Raw genomic sequence first — 21,853 nt, 5'->3', positions numbered from 1 at the left:
AGCGCTACAGCGCACTATGTGTGAATGATGGTGTTGCTGTGCGTATCCTGTAGCCGTGCTTTTTTGTCTTGGATTTCCTTGAGCAAGCGTTCTGCATGTTTGCGTTGACCAAGTGGCGCATCGTGAATCACTTCTTCCAGAAGTAGAATCGCACCTTCACTATCGCCCATTTCGGTATAAGCGACAGCGAGCTTAATTCTCACCTCAAAAGGTGAGAGTAAGAATTTCTCTTCAGTTGACTTGGCGACGATCGAAAGACTACTTTCACTTGGCGCTGGAAGGTCGGGGACAATTAAATCTTTCGATTCAACATCGGAAATTGGATCCAGAGCACCAAATTCAGGCGTGATCATGGCTTCCAATTTTCGCGCCTTATTTTCGTTATTGGTATAGCTCAGTTCTTTTTCGATTTTTAAGGCCGGTTCTGCCGCACTAACGGAATCAGATGCTGAACTCTTCCGTTTTTCGTTCGGAGAGACCACTTTATTCACCGGTAATGGTACGAACAGGAAACCGGCGCGGTCTATTTTTTTGAGTAGTTGAAGATCGCGAGGGCGATCATTTTCCCTTGCAAGCTCAAGAAGATCTTCGAGCTTTTGGTAGATTGGCAAATCAAAGCCTTCACGTGGATTGATACGTGAATTACTGAGTAAGCGCTCAAGATAAACAGTAATGTCATCTGAGGCCCATAGCTCAAGAATCTTATTGATAATGTGGGGGAAGTCGCTTAACTGTTTCTGTTCAACCGCACCCAACATTTCCCAAGGTTCTAACTTGAGGTTGAACAGCTTCTTAATTTCTCTATAAACTTGTTCATACCCCTCTGCATCGTTATTGGCTCGGCAGCTATCGAGTTTTGCTAATAGACCACGGGGCGAGGCTGGTTGAGCTGCAAGCGCTTTTTGCGCTGCGATAGCTGGTGTGTCTGGAAGTTTTTCGGTGGCAGTTAATGCATTTACTGCAGCCACTTCAGATTCAGGAATTTTCTCAATTGCTGCGAGATCTGTCGGTGCCGTTTCGATCGCCGCATCGCTAGGTTTGTAGACACGCAACCACGAATCGACATAGCCTTTGACTGCGAAAAACTCATCGGGTGATTTTGTTGGGGCCGGCGCATCCAATTCTGCAACGGGTTCAACGGCTTCTGGCAATTGCTCGATCGTTGCCTGTGTCTTGAAATGTTCGTCGCTATCGAGTTCTTCAACAAAATAATCGCTCGAAATATTGGTCGTCTTGTTCACATAAGATGAACGTTTCTTTGTTGGACTTAAATCAAGATCGAAATCAAGCGCTTCATCAGCATCGCCGATTTCTGCCTGCAGTTGAAAACTTGAAACTTGCGAATTGGCGGCCAGTTGCGTGGTGTCGACAAAATTAAAAAAAGAATCTTGGAAATTACTCAAAGTGTTTGAGAGGGCTGATATGCTGCGGTTGATCATTGCTGTTGCATGCATACGCCAAAATGCGAATACCGCAACGAGCATGGAGGCGATCAAGAAAACAACCAAGCTTTGCGTCCAGAAAACCCGTTTTTTGTCGCTTTCTAGTAGCTCGATGCGCTTACGGTTGATCTCTGCATTTTCCAGTAGCAGAGTATTCATTTGTTTTTGCAAGGCTTCGCGTAATTGTGCTTGATTTGCTTTCAGCTCAGCTTCAGCGGAACTGCTGTTTGTAGCGATTTGTTGACCCGTGGTTTTTTCGTCGAAGTTTGATTTCTCGAACGAGTTTCCGCTGTCGTAGGCTTCTTTATTTCTGGTTTGCAGATCGATGTCTTGGTGAGGATTGCCTGCAGTTGCACCACCACTCGCAAAGCCAGATGAACTCAGGCTAGCGCCAAGCGCGATGACCAAAAAAGTTTTTCGAATCGAGTTTAAAAACGTTGAGCTACGCTTCATAGCATTCTCATTTGAGTAAGGAGCCGCGATTTTAGTGGAGTTTGTCTTTTTAAAATTAGTACATTGTTAATTCTTTGCGCAAATCAAACACTCTAAGTTGAAATACAATTGGGTTGTGGAAATGTTAATGAAAGCCAATAAAATGTGCATAGCTAAGATTACGGCATAGTGTTGCCGAGACTTAAGTTTTTCTGCTCAAAAAACGATCAGCGTGGGGGCAAAACAACGACAATATGCTTCATCAGATTGATATGTGAACATTTCGACAAAGCTCTGCTTTGAAGCCGATATTAAGAAGTTTTTTTTGGGGTGAGAAGGAAGACTCAATGTTACACAAAGGAAGTTGCCATTGCGGTGCAGTCCAGTTTGAAGTGGAAGCCGCTGATGAGGTCGAGGTCGAGGATTGCAATTGCTCCATTTGCCAGATGTCTGGATTCCTGCATCTGATTGTGCCTTTACGCCATTTTCGCTTAATGCAAGGCCAAGATCACTTACAGTCCTATCGGTTCAACACGGGGACTGCGGAACATTTGTTTTGTAAAACATGCGGGGTTAAACCGTTTTACGTGCCGCGATCTAATCCGGATGGGATGGATGTGAATTTACGTTGCCTTCAAACCCGTCCGAAGCAAGTCACGATTGTGAAATTCGATGGACAGAATTGGGAGCAGGTCGGTCCTCAATTGCGTGAAAAGAGCCAGTAGAGCTAATTCTGTTGCAAGCCTGCGCGGGTCGCGTGGGCGTGTTTTTCCCAAGCACGGCTTTTCCAACGGCGATACATTAATAGGCCGCGCACCCATTCGTCGATCGCAAAAGCAGACCAGACACCGATCAAGCCCCAACCCCAGTGTAGTCCGAGAAGCCAGGCCAGGACTACGGCGATGCCCCACATCGATACAATCCCGGCATACAGAGGAAAGCGAGCATCTCCGGTAGCGCGCAGAGAATTGATGACAACCAAGTTAAAGGTGCGTCCAGGTTCCAAAATCAGTGAAACGAGTAGCAGACTGGCACCCGCTTCAATAATCTCTGGTTTCTGACTAAACAGTGAAAACAGTGGTTTGCCAGCGAATACCACGACAACAGTCATTACCACGGTCAGTGCAACGCCAACTCGCAAACTTCTGAGTAGCTGTCGATAGGCCAAATCGAGCTCGCCAGCGCCTATCAAATGTCCAATGATGATCTCCGTTCCAATGCCGATGGCGATACTGAGCATCATCATAATCATCGAGAGTTGCATGGCATAGGTGAAGGTGGCGATTTGATCAGCGCCCATTTGCGCGATGAAATAAGTGATCACCATGAAACTCGTCCACCAGCATAAATTCTCGCCTGCTGAAGGAATACCGATATGCAGAATCTTCGCGATGATTGACCGTGAGAAGTTCCAGAGTGCTTCGAATCTAAGTGGTAATTGTATGAGGCGTTTGACCAAATAGACGTAGGCAACGCAAGCGATGAGGCGACTGATCACCGTCGACAAAGCAGCACCCACAACGCCTAATGGGGTAAGCCCGAACAAACCAAATATTAAGATGCTATTCAGAGCGATATTGATTAAATTCATACCGAGTGCAATTACCATTACTTCCCGGGTATGGCCATGCGCTCTCAGGATCGAGGCAAAGACGATATTGATCGCTTCTAGAAAAAGCGTACCCCCCATTAATGCTAAAAACGGCCTAGCGTACGGCAAGAGTTCGTTTGGCAGATGTAGTAGCGTTAACATCTGATTTGAAAATAATAGGGTGAGAATACTAATGGCTGCGCCGAGCCAAACATTAACGCCGATGGCGTTGCTGGCGACCCTTTCTGCGCCTTGCTTGTCTTGTGCGCCAAGGTAGTGGGTGATGACAACGCTGCTTCCCAGTCCGATAAATGAAAAGAGTACGATGAAGAAGACGACGATTTGATTAGCCACCGAAACGCCGGCTGCCGCGGCATCGCCTAAATGGCTGATCATAAAAATGTCGATCATGCCTGGCAAGATGTGCGAAAGCTGCTCAATGAAGATAGGCCAAGTGATGGCAAACAGTCCGAGCTTCTGCAGTTTTTCGGTTAAGGGCGCTGGGTTAGCAGACATAGAGCGAATGACGCTTTGCTTCAATTTTGGAAAATAGAGTGTTGATTATACCGTGATGCGGTTGTCGCATAGCGGTGCGAGATGCAAGCTTAGACTGCAGTTCTAGGTGAAATAAAGCCTGTGGTGTGTATGCCACCGTGGCTTAAATTCGTGAAAATGTCCTGTATAGTCTCTGCGAATGAATGGATTCTCCATCAATCTCTTGGCACTTCCTCTATGAATGCAAACATGCTGTCTCCCCTTCTCAAAACTTCAATCACTGGCTTGATAAAGACGAGCCTAGTCGTTCTATTTGGAACCGCCAGCCTTTGTCCTTTCCTTGTGCTAGCGCAAAATTCGCAAGCCGATAAAGAGGCGTTGACCTTGCTTGTGCCTGATCGTGTTTTCGACGGTCAGACCATGCACAACGATTGGGTCGTGTTGGTGAAGGGGAATAAGATCGCAATGGCAGGCCCACAGCGAATGAAGCTACCAGAAAGCACTAAGGTCATTGAGCTTAAGGGCATGACTTTGATGCCGGGTTTAATTGAGGGACATTCACATCTGTTTTTACATCCGTATAACGAAGTCTCTTGGGACGATCAAGTTCTTAAGGAGACACGCACTGAGCGAACCTTGCGCGCAGGTACCCATGCCAAAGCGACACTGATGGCTGGCTTTACGACTGTCAGAGATCTAGGTACCGAGGGCGCCTCTTATGATGATTTTGGGTTGAAGCGCTCTATCGAAAAAGGCGTTATTCCAGGACCGCGTATGATCATCGCCAGTCGAGCTTTAGTAGCGAAGGGCGCCTATGGGCCGAAAAGTCAAAACCCAGACCTCGATTTGCCGCAAGGGGCAGCGGAAGTCTCTGGACTAGAACAAATTAGTCAAGAAGTGCGTACGCAAATTAGTAAAGGCGCTGATGTCATCAAAGTTTATGCTGATTATCGTGCTGGGCGCGATGGAGAGGCAGCACCAATTTTTTCGAAAGAAGAGATGGCGTTAATGGCACAGATCGCCAATAGTGGACGACGTCAATTGGTGGCGCATGCCTCAACCCCCGAGGGAATGATGCGGGCAATTGAAGCCGGAGCATCAACGATTGAGCATGGTGACGGAGCTACTGAGGCTGTACTCAAAAGAATGAAAGAAAAGGGCGTGGCACTTTGCCCAACTTTGGCTGCAGGTGATGCGATTGAACAGTATCGTGGTTGGAAAAAGGGAGTAAACCCTGAGCCTGCCCGTATCCTAGCCAAGCGTGCGACGTTTAGCTTGGCATTAAGAACTGGTGTGACCATGTGCATGGGGGGAGATGTCGGTGTGTATGCTCACGGAGACAATGCGCGTGAAATGGAGCTAATGGTTGATTATGGCATGGCGCCGGTTGATGTATTACGTGCGGCGACATCAGTGAATGCCAAGGTATTCGATTACGCAGACCGTATTGGGAGTGTGCAGACAGGGATGTTGGCTGATTTGATTGCTGTCGAGGGTGATCCAAGTAAAGATATTCGACTGATTCGTCGGGTAAAATGGATAATGAAAGACGGTGTGTTGTACTAGTTAATAATTATCGAATTAGATGAGGAAGTGTAGATGTTTTTTCAAACTAAATTAGTTTTGGCTGCGATTTTATGGGTTTCGCTGTTGGCCTCCAGTTCTGTGTCAGCACAAGGCAAGGACGAAAAATCGATCAAAGAAGAAACACCAGCTCTGGGAACAATTTTAAAAAAGAAAATCGCTACATCATCGATGTCGATGGACCGTTCTTATCACCAACTAAGCGACGACGAAAAAGCCTATCTACGTAGTTTCTATGAGGATATGCCTGAGGAAGATGAGCCACCATATCCCCTCAACGGAACGCGTGCTATTCATCAAAAAATGTCAAAAGCCCAGCAAATCGTCGTGGCAAATGGAATGCTGACGATCGCGGTCGATGTGTCTAGTACGGGTGAGCCTGAATCTGTCTCCATCTTTGAGACACCTGATTCAGATATCGCAAGAGTTGCAGCGCTTGCCCTTCTAGAAGAAAAGTACAAGCCAGCGATGTGCGCTGGTAAACCATGCAGGATGCAATTTTTATTTAAAGCGGAATTCAAGAGAATACTTTGAGCCTCATTTTCTTTGCTTGAAGTCGATTGAAGTAAGCTAAATCCTTGGGGTCTATATGCAACTGAAAAAGAAATACTGTCTGGCCATTGTGCTCTTTATCAGTGGGGCAGCGATGGCGCAAACGATGCCGGCGGCAAACGTCAACGAACTGAAGCCTGCGATGAAGTCTGATTCTAGACCTGTCGTCAAATCCGTAAAGGCGGCTTCCTATCAGGATCTGCTGCAGATATTTGTAGAGTGGCGAAATTTCGAACGACCTCCTTTACGAGATGGTGCCCCAGACTATTCCTTGGAGAGAAGGCTCAAGACATTTCCTCAATTTAAGCAATTACGCGAACGACTGACTTCCATGGACACGCGCTCCTGGACTAAAGAACAGCAAGTCGATTGGAAAATTGTTCGTGCTGAAATGAATGGCTACGATTTCAATCACCGTGTGCTTCAGCCGTGGGTGCGTGATCCCGCGTTTTATCAAAGCATTTTTACTGAAGCCTCTGACACGCCTGCGCGCGAAGGACCGACCAATCATGCAACGGTGGAACTGTGGCGTTATCAATTTCCACTAAACACGGGTGATCAAGAGAAACTGGCCAGAGAGATCGCGGTTATTCCACATTTGTTAAAACAAGCAAAGGCGAATCTAACTGGCAACGCAAGAGATTTATGGATAGCAGGTATTAGTACGCTCGAACAGCAAGTCGCTGATTTGCAAGATCTAGAGCAAAAGACAGCCTCCTACGGATCAACTCCACTTAAACAATCTATTGCATTGGCGATGGCCGCGACCAGTGATTTTGTGGTGTGGCTGCACGAAAAGTCTGCTTCAAAGAATGGGCCATCAGGGGTTGGGAAAGAGAACTACACGTGGTATCAGCAGAATGTGCACTTGGTGCCGATGACCTGGCAGCAAGAAGTTGATTTGTTGCAGCGAGAACTTGATCGAGCTTGGGCTAACTTGAAGTTGGAAGAACAGCGCAATAAGAATTTGCCACCGATGATAGCGGCAGCGAGTGTTGAGGAGTTCAATGCGCGTGCAGATCGCGCGGCGACTAAACTGATGCGCTTTTTGAACGAAAAAAATGTGATGCCTATCAAGCCCAATATGGAGCCCGCAATTCGCGAACATTTACAAAGTTTTGTGCCTGAGGATAAGCGTAATTTTTTCAGCATTACTTTGCATTACGATCCGCTCGCTTTGTATTGCCATTGGTACCATTGGTTTGACTTGGCGCAGATCCGCGATGAGCCTCATGCGAGCCCCATTCGTCGTAGTCCATTGCTATTTAATTTGTGGGATAACCGCAATGAAGGGATTGCAACTGGTGTAGAGGAAATGTTCATGCATATGGGTTTGCATGACGACAGCCCACGCTCACGTGAGCTTGTTTGGATCCTATTGGCGCAACGTGCTGCGCGAGGCTTGGGATCTTTGTATGCACATGCTAATTTGAAAAACATGGAAGAAGCGAGTCGCGTGCATTTAGATTGGACTCCCCGTAATTGGATGCGCCGTGAGCCTCACTTATTGAAGTTCGAACAGCATCTATACTTGCGCCAGCCGGGATACGGCACTAGCTATGTTGTTGGGAAATATCTTATCGAGAAACTGATGACACAAAAAGCGAAACAAGCGGAATTGCAGCATCGCGAGTTTGATATGAAATTATTCTTCCAACAGTTTAATGATATTGGCAGTATTCCTGTGAGTCTCACGAGCGAGCAAATGTTGGCGCAATAATGCAGAGAAGCGGTGGCTTTCGCCACCGCATTTCATTCATTAATTCGCCGCAATCGTGGCCCGCAAGAAACGCAATTTAGGGTTGGTCGAATTGATGTCGCCTAAAATTTTCATTTGCTGTTTCGCCAAGTCGATATTCCCAACACGCCAGTAAGCCTCGGCCAAATATTGATGAACTTCTTCAAAGCCAGTGCTCAATTTTTGGGCCTTTTCAAGAGATTGAATCGCACGTTCATATTGTTTTGTTTGTAAAGCTTGTAAGCCTGCACCTATCCAGAAATAAGGGTCGCTTTCTTGAATAAGTTGAATTGCTTGATCTAATCCATGTGCGTCTGCATGCATCCCTGCATTGACATAGGCGCGTTGTAGTTCGCGCAGCATTACAGCGTCTTTCGCATTCAGTTGTAAGCCGCGTTTGAGCGCCGTGATAGCCTCATTATTTAGACCTTGTGTCTGATACAAGGTAGCTAGGTTGAGATGGCTCGGTGTATGGGTCGGGCTCATGTTAAGCGCTGCTTTAAAATAATGGTAGGCGACCGACGGCTTGTTATTGAACATCGCCTCTGCCCCCAAATTGCTATAAAAGCGCGCTACCACTTCTTGCTCTGTTAGCAGTGTTCCTCTTCTTTGTGTGAATTGTCCTGGGTCGAAGTCGATCAACATATAACCACGATCATTTTTAGCCACGTCATTTGCAATAGCCAGCTGGGGATTGAGGATGATCGTATTCACGTGTGCATTTAAATACTCCGTTTTGCCACGACGATCAAATTGCACTGGTAAGGGAATCTCTTGAATCGCAATCGGTAAATGAAGTCGTTTTCCGATCGCGTAAGTGAGAATGCTCAGAGACAAACAATCTCCATGATTTCTGTCCCAAGTCTCGTTTGCGGGAGTCGTATGGTAGCCCTCATATAAAAACGGGCGATTGCTGCTGGTGTAAATCAAATTAAGCAAAAAGTCTGCACGTTCTTGAATACTCGCGTGCTGTAGATTAGCCGCACGAATTTTCGATTCCAGCGCGGGTCCGATGTTGAAAATCTCAGATGCATCGAGAGGGCGAGTTTCTTGTGAACTGAAGTGTGCATCTTTCCATAAACTCGCTGGTTGTTCGATACGCTGTTCTTGGGATGCGCAACCACTGAGCAGAATAAACCCAAGACTTGCAATAAAAATCCGCATAATGGACACAATTTCATATACAAAGCAGTAACTGAAGTTTGAAACCCATGTAAAGCTGTTACAGATCCGAAATGAAAAGTGGCGTGACACATGATTTACGCTGCACACTGATCTGAAAAGGCGCGATAATTCGCTTACTCTACTTTAAAAGAAAGGCTCAATCGTGGCAACTAAGGAAGTCAAAAGCGATCTTGAAATTGCACAAGCGGCGCAGCTCACTCATATCAATGAAATTGCGAAGCGTCTTGGCGTGGATGTCGATGATCTCGAACATTACGGAAAGTATAAGGCGAAGCTGCCCTTGCATTTGATTGATCCAGAAAAAATTAAGAAAAACAAACTGGTGTTGGTCACCGCAATTACACCAACACCGCCAGGCGAAGGAAAAACCACAACCTCGATCGGTTTGACGGAAGGTCTCAATCGTATCGGTAAAAAAGCGACGGTGGTTTTGCGTGAACCTTCGCTCGGCCCCGTGTTTGGTATCAAAGGTGGTGCTGCAGGTGGTGGTTATTCTCAAGTCGTGCCGATGGAAGATATCAATTTGCATTTTACCGGGGATTTTTCTGCCATAGAAAAAGCAAACAATTTGTTGGCGGCGCTAATTGATAACAATATCTACTTCCAAAAAGAAAGCCTGGGGATAGATCCGCGCACAGTGAAGTGGAAACGTGTGATGGACATGAACGACCGTTCCTTGCGCAGTATCATTACGGGTCTAGGTGGTCGTCCTGGAGGCAATCCACGCGAGGCTGGTTTCAATATTACGGCGGCATCCGAAATTATGGCCATCTTGTGTCTAGCGGAATCTTTTCAGGACCTCAAGACTAAGCTGGGCAATATTTATGTTGGTGACACCTACGATAACAAGCCGATCTATTGCCGCGATCTCAAGGCGCAAGGTGCAATGGCTGCTCTCTTGAAAGACGCGATAAAACCGAATTTAGTACAAACCTTGGAAGGTAATCCTGCGATTATTCATGGCGGCCCTTTCGCTAATATTGCACAAGGAACTAATTCTGTTTTAGCGACTAAACTTGGGCTGTCGCTTTCCGATTATGTGGTGACGGAAGCGGGTTTTGGTGCAGATCTTGGTGCTGAAAAATTCCTTGATATCAAATGTGGCTATTCGGGTTTGAGTCCTTCGGCTGTGGTCATCGTTGCCACTGTGCGCGCATTGAAATATCACGGCGGACAAGATCTCAAGACCTTAACGACACCGAATTTGGATGCCTTAAAGACCGGTTTCGCCAATCTCGAGAAACATCTCGAGAATATCGCGCAGTTCGGTTTGCCAGCAGTAGTATCAATCAACCGATTTAGTAGCGATAGTGATGAAGAATTGGCTTTCCTAAAGAAAGCATGTGAAGCGCGCGGTGCTAAGGTGGCTTTGTCGGAAGGCTGGGCAAAGGGTGGCGAAGGAACCACTGATTTGGCACAAGCAGTCGTCGATACAGTCGAGAATTTTCATGGTCGCTATACACCGATCTACGATTGGAATAGCGATATCAAAACCAAGGTGGAAACTGTGGCCAAGAAAATCTATGGTGCAGGTTCAGTCGTTTTCCAAGCCAAAGCCTTGGCCGATATTAAACACATCGAAGGTTTGGGTTTAGGACATCTGCCTATTTGTATCGCTAAGACCCAAAAATCCTTTTCTGATAACGAAGCTTTGATCGGAAGACCCACTGGGTTCGAGTTGACCGTGCGGGAGTTTGAAATCGCGGCAGGGGCGGGATTTTTGGTACCGATTACCGGGGCGATCATGCGTCTGCCAGGCTTGCCTGCAGTGCCTGCAGCCTTGCATATTGATATTGATGATGAGGGAGTGATCAGCGGACTCTCTTGATTCGCTTACATAAAATCCCTGAGCCGGCGCATTGCGGTGTTGCTTGTCCTCGCAATACTCGAGTATTGCTGCGGGAAGCGCCTAGCACTGCATCCCGCTCAGGGCTTTTCTGCTAAGTGAATCGTTTTCTAGTACTTATCCGCTGTGCATTGCGGCGTTGCTTGTCCTCGCAATACTCGAGTATTGCTGCGGGAAGCGCCTAGCACTGCATTCCGCTCAGGGCTTTTCTGTTAAGCGTATCGTCTTTTCGTACTTATCCTCTGCGCATTGCGGCCGGCTTTATCTTTGCTTCACCGGCTCAATCGTCATCTGTCGGTGTCACTCTCCTTATTCGGGTTTATTGCTTTTTAGTTATGCCTTCGTGGCGGCGCGCCAACGTTGATTGCATCTACCTTATCCCTGTATCAAAAATTCACATTCTGAGAGTTAAATGCAGTTGCCTTGAGGAAATTTTGTGAACTATGATGTAGTTAAGTTCGCGCTTTAGTATGGGATCTAAAGCAAGGGAATACCAATGGCTGGCATCTCCAAAATTGACTATAAGGAGCTACATGATGGCGACTCGAATGATGACCCGAACGCTGACCCAGATGGCAGGTTTGATATTTGTTTTTACCCTCATTTCTCCTTTTGCTTGGGCGCAGCAAGCTTCTGGATCGCAGGCGCAAACGAACGCGGCCTCTGCACCGAACTTTACGCCTGCCAACGTGTTGATCTTGATGAACGCAAAGAACGGGCAAGCGGCTGGTTTTACCATGAGTAAGACCATAGAAGGTAATTACAAAGTCAGTTTCGATCCTCGCCGAGCACGCTACATGGATGTGAACTCCTTAGCGATGGTCGATGAAATTACGGCCGGTGCTGCGGGCAAAGGCAAACGACAAGCATATTACGAGAGTATTGATCCTGATTTACTAAATAAAATGTGGCAGGAAGTGGTGAATAAGCTTGTAGGTTTTGGAGTAGGTGCAGATAGCTTGAAATGGGAACCTAGTTTGGCAGCCATCAGTGGAGATTTACGAAATCCAGGTCTGTCGGGCGATGTTTTCTTCTTACACCCACGCGTCGATTTACCACTATTGCAGCGCTTCATTGATCGAGGTGAGTTATTGATTCTTGGCGAAGTGGATGCGAGTGCTTTGATTGCCCAGATGAAAGCGGCAAAAGAGAAGCAAGCTGAATCGGTTCAAAAGCGTGAAGCACGCAATCAAACGCTGCTGGCGAAACTTCCTGAATTCGGAAACTCCATCGTCAGTTTCTATTTGCTTCCGCCTAAAGATAGTTCAGGCAAGCTAGGTGTCTACAAGACTTGTACTGTAGCTGGCTCTGGTGATTTGGCTGAGTGGACGACTGGCATGCGTTATCACGAGAAATTCAGCAAAGGCTTAGGGATCGCCCGTGATCGTAAATTTGATATGGTCGCGAAAGATCTCAATGAGTTGTATGAGGCGGTGCAAACGGGGAAGTGCCAAGTGCCAGTGATGACCAATGATGAAGCTATCAAAATGTCGACTGCTTTGCAACGCGATAAGATACCCTTTAATTTCTATATCGCTATCCCTAAAACAGAATTAGTCGCGAGCTTTGCCGAGTCTTATGGATTCAAGTCCGCTGAGAAATACGCTTTTTCCAAACAACTGAACCCAAGAGCAAGTTCGAGACAAATCGACGATTTCGACAGCTTAGGCGTGAAGAGTGTGGAAGAGCTCACCGTCGCGATACAGCGCATGAAGAAAGCTAATTACGGTGGAGGTGAAAGTCACGACGAAGTTATTCAATTTTTACGCGACGAGAGCGAAGGTAAAGATAAAAAACTGACTGCATTTCAGGTAAAGGATGCGCGAGATAAACGATATAAAGCTGAAGCAAAAGCGCGTGAAGATGAAGAGAGAGCTCGTCAAGTGGCCTATGCGAAGGATTATCCTTATATTGCTGTCCTATCTTGCGGTATGCCCAACCATATCAACATCTTAGCTTGTTTCTCAGGAAGTCATGGTGTTGATACTGAGCTCAAAATCCGTAGCGGAGGTAGTTCTAACATGTACAAGGCCTACAACATGTCACAAGCGGGAAAAGAAAAACAAGATGGCTTCTATATTGATCTGGCAAAGTCGTTCGAAATCACCGCGCAGAATTCACATAGCAGTCTGATCCTCACGCTAAAGATTATTGATCGTGCTAGCGGCAAGGTTTTGTATAAGGATCAAGCTGCGCATTACGGTGTGGTGAGTATGCGCAATTAAGTTAATTTTGTTTCGGAAGAAGCCCGCGAAAGCGGGCTTCTTTGTTTGTATCGGCGATAAAGCGATTGATATTCAGGCGTCGTTTGAAAGACTTGAAACGATTCTCACTAAGGAATGATTTTTTTATTATTTTATGAACTGATATGATTGACAATTGTCGAATGTCTAAGGATACTCGCCGCTAACTTTACCGAACGTGGTGATTTGATGATCCACGATCGACAACAGCGATTAGAAAAACGAGAGACATGATAGAACTCAAGAATATCCGTAAGTGCTATAAGCAGGGCGGCAATGAGATTCGAGCCTTAGATGGTGTAGATTTATCGATTGCTAAAGGTGAATTTGTCGCAATTATGGGGCCGTCAGGTTCCGGTAAATCGACACTATTGAATGTGCTAGGCGCACTCGATAAGCCAGATTCAGGTACCTACCATCTTGAGAACGATGAAATTGCAGGCATGGATGACGACGCTTCATCCGATTTGCGCAATCGTCGTATTGGTTTCGTTTTCCAGTCTTTCCACTTATTACCTCGTTTGACGGTGTTAGAGAACGTGCTATTGCCTCAGCGATATGCGGCTACTGTCGATTCACAAGCTGAACAACGCGCACGCCAGTTACTTGAGCGAGTGGGGCTGGCGCAGCGTCTTGATCACTTGCCCGGCGAACTCTCTGGCGGTCAATTACAACGAGCGGCGATTGTGCGCGCCTTGCTGAATCAACCTGCTTTGTTATTGGCAGATGAGCCGACAGGTAATCTCGATTCAAAAAGTGCGACCGACGTGCTGGCCTTGCTAGCGGAATTGCATAGCAACGGTCAAACCATGGTGTTGGTCACGCATGATCCGAATATTGCGGCACAGGCGCAACGAACGATCCATTTAAAGGATGGCAAAGTTGCAGAGGTGCAGCAATGAGCAAGGACCTCATGAATTCCTATGGTCGTCGAACAGCACTGTCAGTAGTGTTGATGTCTATGTGCTTGAGTTTGCATGGTGTCAAAGCGCAGACCACGACTAAAACTAGCTCCTCTTCTGTGACAGCTAGCACTGTGACCAAAGTGCAAAGACCAGTGTTGTTTGCGGGTGAAGTTCAGGCGAGCGACTCGATTCCGATCATTGTGCCGACTTCAAACGTTTCGCCGATGACTCTCCGTTATTTCGTACCTGAGGGAAGTCGAGTGAAAGCAGGGGACCTCGTTCTTCGCGTAGATGCCCAAGGTAATACTGATTTGGAACGTGTCGAATTGGAGATGACACAAGCACGTCAAACTAATGCTCGTGAGGTCGCTGACCTGGAAGTCCGCCAAATTGAGGCAGAGCGCGCATTGTTGATGGCCAAAGCGGCGTTGGGTAAAGCCAAAGTCGACGCGGCTTTGCCTAAGGCGCAAATTGCGGCGTTAGACTACGATAAATATCAAGGTGAACTCGATCGTGCGAAGAAAGATCTTGAAGTCAAAGAAAAAGCCTTGGAGATTGCTAAAGAAGCGATTAATCGAAAGATAGAAGACGGGGTTTTGGCAGTCAAAAAATCACAAATTCAAGTCGCATTTTCAAAAGTACAGATTGCGCAAGCCGAGGTCCGTGCGCCAAAAGATGGTGTAGTGATTCATGGTTACGATGGCTGGTCCGGTAAGCGACTCGACGAAGGTGGGATGGGGCACATTGGCTCGGTGGCTGGTTACATCATGGGCACGGGGCAATTGCGTGTGGTTGCCTATGTTTTGGAATCAGATCGCTCTTTCATAAAGCAAGGGCAAATTGTGACAGTTCGGTTTGATGCTATACCCGGCGCGATTGTAAGCGGCACCATCGACAGTATCGCTGGAGCACCAGAGGCGAAAGCCGCTTGGGGAAAAGGGCGATACTTTAAGGTCGATATACGATTAGCGGATGTTCAAAACCTAGCTCTGCAGCATGGTATGAGTGCAGCTATTGAAGCGATCGATCCGACCACAGCGGCAGCAAAAAAAATAGTCAGCAAACCTGCGCCAACCCAAATCACGTTGGAAGGCGATGTCTTATCGCGCCAATCATATTCGATCTCGCCACCATCGATTCAACAGGTGTGGGAATACAACCTCGTGATGTTGGCAGCCGAAGGAGCTCAAGTAAAGCAAGGCGAGCCTGTAGCGATTTTCGAGGCCAACGAAGTGGGGACACGTTTGGATACGCATCGCAGTTCGCTCAAGGAAAAACAAAGAGCGATGGAGAAGCTCAAGTTGGATCAGGCGGAGGCCTTACGTGCTGCTGACTTGAGTGTGAGCGAAGCTAAGAGCAATGCCGAGAAGGCGGAACGAAAGGCTTCTTTGCCACGCGAGCTGGTGAAACGGGTCGATTATGACAAATTGGTGATAGAACGGGAACAGTTTGCCCAATTGGCCCAGTTGGCAGTTCGACAGCGCGATGCACATAAGCGTGCCAAAGAACAGGAAATGTTAGGCATGAAGACGGAAGTCGCGCAGTTACAAAGGAATATAGATGTCCTAGAGAAGGGCGTCAAAGGTTTGACTGTAACTGCACCACGAGCGGGAACGGTGGTGCATTTGAGTAATTTCGAAGGTGAGAAGTTTGCTGTCGGGACTCGTGTCTTTATGAGTATCGCCGTCGCCAATTTGGCAGACCCAGATAAGGTGTATGTGGCTGCAAAGGTACCCGAAGGACAAATCTCTTTAATCAAACTAGGGCAAATTGCCAAAGTCACTGTGCCAGGCGCAAATACGGTAGTGAACGCAAAGATAACTGCGATGGGACCAGTTTTCCACGGCAAATCTTCTAGCCAACCTATAGTGGTGCGCGATATTGAATTGGAATTTGATAGCTTACCTAAAGGTGTGAAACCTGGCACTGCGGTACAGGTGCAACTGGAAACGCAAACGGCTAGTAAGAATACGGTACCAAATGCCAAAGGAGCGCAAAGATGATGAAATTGAAGCTGAGCGCTTTAGTACTGGCGATGTTGAGTTTGGTGGCCTGCGGCTCCGATACGGGAAATGAAGCCCTACCGACTGAAAAAGTAAAGCAAGCACCATGGCGTGAGGAACTTGTCGCCGAAGGTGAAATTAAGGCCGCCGCAAGCACATCCCTCAACGTACCAGGTGAAGGTTGGGATCAACGCAATTTGTTAAGTATGGTTCCCAACGGTAGCTTAGTGGAAAAGGGCCAAGTCATTGCCACGTTTGATGCGGCGCAGTCACGCGTCCAGCTGTCACAAGCGGAAGTTGATCTCTTGCGTAAAGAACTCAACGAAGCAGCGGTGCTCGCGCAGTCAAATTTGGGGCGTGCGGAATTAGGATCAGAAAGCTCGAAGGTGAATACAGATTTAAGTTTGAGCCAGCGCTATGCGAACGCCGATCTGAAAATATTTGCCCAGAACAGCATTCTCGACAAGCTCGTCGATATCGGTTTTTTAACCGACAAGCAAGGCTACCTTAACTGGAAAAAAGGGCAACTGGGTTTGCGTCAAGACGCGGAGCAGGCGGTCATCGGATCACAAAAGGAAAGTATCAATCTCAAAATCAATCAAAAGCGTAAGAGCCTAGATTCGTTACAGTTGCTGGCACCACATCAAGGCGTGTTTATTCTGAAAGCACGATGGGATGGCACGCTGCCACAAGTTGGCGGAAGGCTATGGGCAGGCGATGAATTTGGGTCCTTGCCTGATCTCGAAAAACAAGTTGCGCGTTTCTCGATTGCAGAAGGTGCTGCTTTTGGTCTGAAGGAAGGCCAAATGGTGAAAGTGCGCTTATCCGGCACTGGGACTGAATTGAATTTAAAGGTCAGTAAAGTCGGTAAAACCGCCAGTACCAAGAGCCGAGAGTCGCCGGTCAAGTACTCTGATTTCGAAGTGGTGATCGATGATGCCATGGTTAAACAATATGGCTTGAAGCCAGGTCAGGCTGTGTCAGCAAAGGTGGATTTGCTCGATATGCCGAATGTGATCTCGGTGCCGAATATCGCTCTGGTTCAAGATGGTTCAGATTACTCAGTCTTAGTGATGAATGGGACCAAGGCTGAAAAAAGAAAAATCGATTTGGGTATGCGAGGCCCGGTTCGCACCGAGGTGAAGGCAGGGCTCAAGCTCGGCGACGAAGTGGTACTGACGCCGCAAGAAAAAGGCGATAAGAAAGAAGCTGATAAGAACGTTGAGGCAGTTAAAAAATCAGGTGCTGGACAAGAAAAACAGAAAGAAGGTAAAGCATGAATCGCGCTTTGATTCTGGAAGCAGTGGTTGAACTCAAACGTCGCAAACTTCGCACAGGTTTAACTTTGTTGGGAATGATTTTCGGGGTGGCCGCGATTGTTGCCATGTTGGCCGTAGGTGAAGGGAGTAAACGCGAAGCTTTGCGTTTAGTGGCCGAGTTAGGGCTTAATAATGTCATCGTCGAAAGTAAAACGATTCCGACTGATAAGTTGAAAGAGATTCGTACACGCTCGCTAGGCCTATCTGCAGCTGATGCTACGGCCGCGATGGCGGTAGTACCTGGTGCGCAATCGGTAGCATTAAAAAAAGAAATCAAAGTGGATCAATTGGTTTTTCAGTCCAGTATCGAGCAAGGACGCGCTTTTGCGGTATCGACAAGCTATGCTGAACATGGCGGTTTGCAAGTTACGAATGGACGCTGGTTCGTCAATGAAGATGGCGATACCCTGGCGCCTGTTTGCGTGATAGGAGCTCGCCTTGCCAAGACTTTGTTTGGTGACATCAATCCTGTTGGCGAACGTATTAAGCTCAACCATACCTGGCTTGAAGTTGTTGGTGTATTAGCCGATCGTAGTGCGGGCAAAAGCGAATTTGAGGGCATCAAACTAGGCCTCGATGATGAACGCCTATTTGTACCGTGGGAGAGTGGTCGTGCACGTTTCTTCTTCACGCAAATTGAGGATGAAGTCGATGGTATTAGTCTGCGGCTGGATGGAAAATCGGCACCAGATAGCGCTGCGCGTGTATTGCAAACATTGATCCAACAACGACACGCTGGCGCGGACGATACAAATCTGATTGTGCCGATGGGGCTGTATCGTCAAAACCAGCAGACGCAGAAAATTTTCACTATTGTCATGAGTTCGATTGCAGCAGTATCTCTTTTGGTTGGTGGCATCGGCATTATGAATATTATGCTGGCCAACGTATTGGAACGCCGACGCGAAATCGGTTTGAAACGCGCACTTGGCGCACGACGTCGCGACGTGGTCGAACAGTTTTTGGCTGAGGCTTTAGTGATCGCGGTCAGTGGCGCGTTGCTAGGTCTGCTTCTGGGAATTATTGCGGCCTACAGTATTGCTAGCCTAGCTGGATGGTCTGTCGCTTGGTCACCCTTAAGCCTGTTCACAGCGGTAGCGATGTGTGTCGCTGTGGGTTTAGTATTTGGTGTGTTCCCAGCAAAACAAGCCTCAACTTTAGATCCGATTGCTGCCTTGCGTAGTGATGGCTAGACTGCGGTGATTTGAAGAGATTCGCTCGATTTATCGCTAGCGAATCTCTATTGAACTCTCAGTTCTAATTCAACCAAAAGCGAGTTCGCCGTTTTGTAATGCGGGGCACCAAAAATAATGCGTGTTGATTGGCTGCGAAATGCTAAATATCGCATCAACGATACCATCCTCATTGCCCAACATGCGACGATACTGTGCTTCGAAGGCGTCGAACGATGTCGCAAATGCCGTGAATAAAAGACCTGCTTTGGATTGCTGAGCCCAAGGCATTGAGCGGCGCAAGACGAAGGCTTCGGGTGCAAAGCTCTCTTGTGCCGTGCGCTTCACATGGGCGCTCTCCGGTGCGTCTTCGAGTTCTTCGTTGTCACTTTTGCGACGGCCGATGATATTGTCTTGTTGCGCTCTCGCCAACGCATGGAAGTGTTGCATCTGATGCTGCCACTGCTGAACAGCGACAAAACTAGAACCATGTAGAGGAGAGTTTGGATCATTTACAAATGCAGTGGCTAGTGCATCCTCACCGACCGGATTTTCTGTACCATCTTCGTAACCGGTGAGATCACGCCCACCTTGGTAGCGGAATGCCGAGACTTGATCATGTAGCGTGAAATATGGTTCGAGTAAGCTCTCTAGTTGTCTTTGACATTCCACTAATTCACCGCGTTCATCGCTGCGAAGCCAACACCACAAATCAGCGTTTTTGTTGAGGGCGCTCTGAGTTTCACTTGTGCCTGTTGTCGCCTCGATCGAGAAATGTTTGAGTGCCGGAACATGGAGATGCAACTGCTGGCAAAGATCGTGGCCTAGACCCAACACGAGCATGTCGCCGTCTACGAGGTGTTTGATTTTCTCTAGGGCGCTCTTTATCTCTTGTGCGGCTGTTTCTTGTTGAAGTTGAAAAAATAAATATTCTGCGTGAGCCGGAATACCCGCCAAAATGCCTACTTGATAGTGCGCCATAGCTGTTGAAAATTATTTGGAGAAGATACGATCTAGTTCGCCACTTTTGCGCGCTTGCTGTAATGCACGGTCGAGCTTTTCGAGTAGCGCTTTATCACCACGAATGCTCATAGCAAAGTGGGCGTCAATAACATTGATTGGTTTCGGGAGAATGCAAAAGATATCATTTTTTTTCTTGCGATATTCATCAATATCAGTTGCATAGATTTGATTGAATTCTTTTTGCATCTCTTTTAGATTAGTTCTTGGATCGTATAACAAGAAGGCGTCCATTCGTTTTTGGTAAAGCTTTGAAAAACGACCTGCTAGACTACTTGTGTTGTATTCAGGCTTGAACAAAACGTTGACTTGGCTATCAAATTCGTCACCAGCACTAGAGCCTTGAACAATGCCTATAGTTTTGCCCTTGAGGTCTGGTAAACCATTGTAGTTGAGATGATCTTCACAACGCGTCATGAGCCAGATTTTGTCAGAGTAGACCGGCTCAGAAAAGCTATAGATTTGCTGGCGTTCGATGGTCTTATAAATGCCGAAGATAAAGCCTTCGCCATTTTCAGCATTATGTAAGACGCGTCGCCAAGGGTAGCGACGCACTTCAATCTTTAGTTTGGTAGTGTCTTCAAGGTAATTGAAAAGTTGGATGACATTTTTGGTGAGAGGGAGAACCTGATCGCGATCGCCGCGTTGTTCTGCCATCAGCACAGTTAGTGTATTGGTATTCGGAGTTGGCATGGCTTGCGCCGACAGCGTTCCTGAACAGAAAAGGCTGCAGCTGAGAGCAAGACAAAAACGGGTAAGCTTAAGCAAATGCAAAGTGGGAATTCCGTGAAAGCCAAATCATATTTCTCTATCGACTTATTCTAGCGGAATTTAACACGTAAATTATTTTTGTCTTTCTTTTCAGCCGCAAACAGTTGTGAACCACTGTAAAAAGGACCGTTACTGCTAACAACTGTGGAAAAAGCGCTACGGCAGGTTTGTGGGCACCGCTAAGTTGAGGCGCTTACCGTCCCCAAGTTGGCCGTCGAGATTTCTACCCCATACCCATAAAGTGCCATCTGCCTTCACCGCCAAACTATGTGAGGCGCCTGTGGCGATACTTTTCCAGTTTTTAGCATCGCCAATCATCACCGGTGTTAGTTGTGTGATCGTATTGTTAATGCCGAGTTGACCTTCCGTGTTGGCACCCCATGACCAAATGGTGCCATCGGTTTTCAGTGCGATGCTGTGTTTGTCACCTGAGCTAACCATCGCCCAGTTGTTTAAGGTTCCAACTTGACTAGGGTTGAGCCTATCCGATAAGGCGCCATTTCCAAGTTGACCTAGTTCGTTTGCGCCCCAACTAAAAAGCGCACCATCTGCGCGGATAGCGGTACTGTAATTACTTCCCGCAGCGATTGAGACCCAAGTTGAGGTACCGATTTGGGTGGGAGCTAAGACATTAAGTGTGGGGCCTACGCCGACTTGCCCGTTGGTGTTATTGCCCCATCCCCAGATGGTGCCGTCTGAGCGTCTTGCCAGGCTGTGACCAGCGCCGGCAGCGACGCTAGTCCATGTCTTAATTGTACCAATCTGCACTGGCTCGACACGATCAATCACAGTGCCATCTCCCAATTGCGAGTTGAAATTACGACCCCATGCCCACAGGGTTCCATCTTTTTTGACGCCGACCGAATGAGATTTTCCAGCAGCAATCGCGATCCAACTCGAGGTACCAATTTTTACCGGCGTATTTTTGTCGATGAGGCTAGCATCGCCTAATTGTCCATTTTGATTAAAACCCCATGCCCAAAGTGACCCGTCGCTTCTCAGTGCCAAGGTGTGGAATTCGCCAGCGCTAACGACAGTCCAGATATTAGCGGTCCCGATTTGAGTGAGGCTAGCTTTGTCAATTGAAGTGCTATCGCCAAGTTGACCATTGCGGTTCAAGCCAGCACTGTAAATGGTTCCATTTGACTTCAAAATGATTGAGTGACTACCACCGCCTGCGGCGCTGAGATACGGACCTTGAACAACCAGCTTGGTAGTATTGGTAATTTTGCCGACGGTGGCGGTAATCGTATCTGTCCCAAGGCTCAAACCAGTAGCAATGCCAGTGCCAGACGTAATGCTGGCGACCGTGCCACCAGCAGTCCAGGCAAGGTCTTTGGTAATTGCAGCGGTGCTGCCGTCTGAATACGTGCCTGTTGCGGTGAATTGTTGAGTTGATCCAAGTGCAATCGTTGAGTTCGCAGGGGTTATCGCTAAACTCACAAGGCTGACGGTCGGTGTTGTGCTGGTACTTGTCGTCGAGTCTTTGCCTCCGCAGGCACTTAGAAGCAACAACAAAGCGGCGAGAGAAAAGAACTTGAATTTCATTGCGAGT

At 47.4% G+C, this 21,853-nt stretch carries 16 protein-coding genes; 10 read left to right on the top strand and 6 right to left on the bottom strand.

Annotation, left to right across the window (positions count from 1 at the left end; translation table 11 throughout):
• Positions 1 to 14 precede the first annotated feature (14 nt).
• A complete protein-coding gene (locus tag H8K36_RS05355) occupies positions 15 to 1,895 on the bottom strand; it encodes a FimV/HubP family polar landmark protein (protein WP_186914731.1) in 1,881 nt (626 codons plus the stop codon).
• Positions 1,896 to 2,221: 326 nt separating this feature from the next.
• Between H8K36_RS05355 and H8K36_RS05350 the strand changes: the two genes are divergently transcribed.
• On the top strand, positions 2,222 to 2,599 hold the full coding sequence (locus H8K36_RS05350) for a GFA family protein (RefSeq protein ID WP_186914732.1): 378 nt from the start codon (positions 2,222 to 2,224) through the stop codon (positions 2,597 to 2,599).
• A gap of 2 nt (positions 2,600 to 2,601) precedes the next feature.
• Here H8K36_RS05350 and H8K36_RS05345 read toward each other — a convergent pair whose 3' ends face one another.
• Positions 2,602 to 3,981 carry an MATE family efflux transporter gene (locus H8K36_RS05345; RefSeq protein WP_186914733.1) on the bottom strand — a complete coding sequence of 460 codons (1,380 nt, stop codon included), beginning with the start codon at positions 3,979 to 3,981 and terminating at the stop codon, positions 2,602 to 2,604.
• A 228-nt stretch (positions 3,982 to 4,209) separates the two neighbouring features.
• On the opposite strand from H8K36_RS05345, the gene H8K36_RS05340 reads away from it, so the two are divergent.
• Genes H8K36_RS05340 through H8K36_RS05330 form a run of 3 tightly spaced genes read left to right on the top strand, consistent with a single transcriptional unit; the run spans position 4,210 to position 7,816 of the window.
• A complete protein-coding gene (locus tag H8K36_RS05340; protein ID WP_186914734.1) occupies positions 4,210 to 5,526 on the top strand; it encodes a metal-dependent hydrolase family protein in 1,317 nt (438 codons plus the stop codon).
• A 33-nt stretch (positions 5,527 to 5,559) separates the two neighbouring features.
• Entirely contained in the window at positions 5,560 to 6,078 is a 519-nt protein-coding gene (locus H8K36_RS05335; protein WP_186914735.1) for a hypothetical protein, read from the top strand.
• 55 nt (positions 6,079 to 6,133) lie between these two features.
• Positions 6,134 to 7,816 (top strand): hypothetical protein, encoded by a 1,683-nt coding sequence (locus tag H8K36_RS05330; protein WP_186914736.1) that lies wholly within the window; start codon positions 6,134 to 6,136, stop codon positions 7,814 to 7,816.
• Positions 7,817 to 7,855: 39 nt separating this feature from the next.
• Here the strand turns inward: H8K36_RS05330 and H8K36_RS05325 are convergent, their stop codons facing one another.
• Positions 7,856 to 8,998, bottom strand: coding sequence for a tetratricopeptide repeat protein (locus H8K36_RS05325; RefSeq protein ID WP_186914737.1), 1,143 nt, complete (start codon positions 8,996 to 8,998; stop codon positions 7,856 to 7,858).
• Positions 8,999 to 9,161: 163 nt separating this feature from the next.
• On the opposite strand from H8K36_RS05325, the gene H8K36_RS05320 reads away from it, so the two are divergent.
• The 6 genes from H8K36_RS05320 (at position 9,162) to H8K36_RS05295 (ending at position 18,528) form a co-directional block, all read left to right on the top strand.
• Complete coding sequence (locus tag H8K36_RS05320; RefSeq protein WP_186914738.1) at positions 9,162 to 10,847, top strand: formate--tetrahydrofolate ligase; 1,686 nt, start codon at positions 9,162 to 9,164, stop codon at positions 10,845 to 10,847.
• Positions 10,848 to 11,413: 566 nt separating this feature from the next.
• Positions 11,414 to 13,090 (top strand): hypothetical protein, encoded by a 1,677-nt coding sequence (locus tag H8K36_RS05315; RefSeq protein WP_186914739.1) that lies wholly within the window; start codon positions 11,414 to 11,416, stop codon positions 13,088 to 13,090.
• 248 nt (positions 13,091 to 13,338) lie between these two features.
• A complete protein-coding gene (locus H8K36_RS05310) occupies positions 13,339 to 14,010 on the top strand; it encodes an ABC transporter ATP-binding protein (RefSeq protein ID WP_186914740.1) in 672 nt (223 codons plus the stop codon).
• On the top strand, positions 14,007 to 16,016 hold the full coding sequence (locus H8K36_RS05305) for an HlyD family secretion protein (RefSeq protein ID WP_186914741.1): 2,010 nt from the start codon (positions 14,007 to 14,009) through the stop codon (positions 16,014 to 16,016). The genes H8K36_RS05310 and H8K36_RS05305 overlap by 4 nt, the downstream gene beginning before the upstream one ends.
• Positions 16,013 to 17,296 (top strand): efflux RND transporter periplasmic adaptor subunit, encoded by a 1,284-nt coding sequence (locus tag H8K36_RS05300; RefSeq protein WP_186914742.1) that lies wholly within the window; start codon positions 16,013 to 16,015, stop codon positions 17,294 to 17,296. The genes H8K36_RS05305 and H8K36_RS05300 overlap by 4 nt, the downstream gene beginning before the upstream one ends.
• Positions 17,293 to 18,528 carry an ABC transporter permease gene (locus tag H8K36_RS05295; protein WP_186914743.1) on the top strand — a complete coding sequence of 412 codons (1,236 nt, stop codon included), beginning with the start codon at positions 17,293 to 17,295 and terminating at the stop codon, positions 18,526 to 18,528. The genes H8K36_RS05300 and H8K36_RS05295 overlap by 4 nt, the downstream gene beginning before the upstream one ends.
• A 69-nt stretch (positions 18,529 to 18,597) precedes the next feature.
• Here H8K36_RS05295 and H8K36_RS05290 read toward each other — a convergent pair whose 3' ends face one another.
• From H8K36_RS05290 to H8K36_RS05280, 3 genes are all read right to left on the bottom strand, one after another.
• Positions 18,598 to 19,488, bottom strand: a complete 891-nt coding sequence (locus H8K36_RS05290) for a Dyp-type peroxidase (RefSeq protein WP_186914744.1) — start codon at positions 19,486 to 19,488, stop codon at positions 18,598 to 18,600.
• A gap of 12 nt (positions 19,489 to 19,500) precedes the next feature.
• Positions 19,501 to 20,220 (bottom strand): substrate-binding periplasmic protein, encoded by a 720-nt coding sequence (locus H8K36_RS05285; protein WP_186914745.1) that lies wholly within the window; start codon positions 20,218 to 20,220, stop codon positions 19,501 to 19,503.
• A 234-nt stretch (positions 20,221 to 20,454) separates the two neighbouring features.
• On the bottom strand, positions 20,455 to 21,846 hold the full coding sequence (locus tag H8K36_RS05280) for an RCC1 domain-containing protein (RefSeq protein ID WP_186914746.1): 1,392 nt from the start codon (positions 21,844 to 21,846) through the stop codon (positions 20,455 to 20,457).
• Positions 21,847 to 21,853 lie beyond the last annotated feature (7 nt).

The organism is Affinundibacterium nitidum (genome assembly GCF_014284155.1).
Classification (GTDB): domain Bacteria; phylum Pseudomonadota; class Gammaproteobacteria; order Burkholderiales; family Burkholderiaceae_D; genus Undibacterium; species Undibacterium nitidum.
Note: the sequence above shows the minus strand (reverse complement) of the source record. Positions and strands in the feature narration are given on the sequence as shown.

What these genes read in the sequence shown, in the direction of transcription:
- H8K36_RS05340 (WP_186914734.1), top strand. Translation starts at nt 4,210, where the DNA reads ATGCTGTCTCCCCTTCTCAAAACTTCAATCACTGGCTTGATAAAGACG.
- H8K36_RS05330 (WP_186914736.1), top strand. Translation starts at nt 6,134, where the DNA reads ATGCAACTGAAAAAGAAATACTGTCTGGCCATTGTGCTCTTTATCAGT.
- H8K36_RS05285 (WP_186914745.1), bottom strand. Translation starts at nt 20,220, where the DNA reads ATGCCAACTCCGAATACCAATACACTAACTGTGCTGATGGCAGAACAA.
- H8K36_RS05325 (WP_186914737.1), bottom strand. Translation starts at nt 8,998, where the DNA reads ATGCGGATTTTTATTGCAAGTCTTGGGTTTATTCTGCTCAGTGGTTGC.
- H8K36_RS05305 (WP_186914741.1), top strand. Translation starts at nt 14,007, where the DNA reads ATGAGCAAGGACCTCATGAATTCCTATGGTCGTCGAACAGCACTGTCA.
- H8K36_RS05355 (WP_186914731.1), bottom strand. Translation starts at nt 1,895, where the DNA reads ATGAAGCGTAGCTCAACGTTTTTAAACTCGATTCGAAAAACTTTTTTG.
- H8K36_RS05300 (WP_186914742.1), top strand. Translation starts at nt 16,013, where the DNA reads ATGATGAAATTGAAGCTGAGCGCTTTAGTACTGGCGATGTTGAGTTTG.
- H8K36_RS05335 (WP_186914735.1), top strand. Translation starts at nt 5,560, where the DNA reads ATGTTTTTTCAAACTAAATTAGTTTTGGCTGCGATTTTATGGGTTTCG.
- H8K36_RS05315 (WP_186914739.1), top strand. Translation starts at nt 11,414, where the DNA reads ATGATGACCCGAACGCTGACCCAGATGGCAGGTTTGATATTTGTTTTT.
- H8K36_RS05310 (WP_186914740.1), top strand. Translation starts at nt 13,339, where the DNA reads ATGATAGAACTCAAGAATATCCGTAAGTGCTATAAGCAGGGCGGCAAT.
- H8K36_RS05290 (WP_186914744.1), bottom strand. Translation starts at nt 19,488, where the DNA reads ATGGCGCACTATCAAGTAGGCATTTTGGCGGGTATTCCGGCTCACGCA.
- H8K36_RS05350 (WP_186914732.1), top strand. Translation starts at nt 2,222, where the DNA reads ATGTTACACAAAGGAAGTTGCCATTGCGGTGCAGTCCAGTTTGAAGTG.
- H8K36_RS05345 (WP_186914733.1), bottom strand. Translation starts at nt 3,981, where the DNA reads ATGTCTGCTAACCCAGCGCCCTTAACCGAAAAACTGCAGAAGCTCGGA.
- H8K36_RS05280 (WP_186914746.1), bottom strand. Translation starts at nt 21,846, where the DNA reads ATGAAATTCAAGTTCTTTTCTCTCGCCGCTTTGTTGTTGCTTCTAAGT.
- H8K36_RS05295 (WP_186914743.1), top strand. Translation starts at nt 17,293, where the DNA reads ATGAATCGCGCTTTGATTCTGGAAGCAGTGGTTGAACTCAAACGTCGC.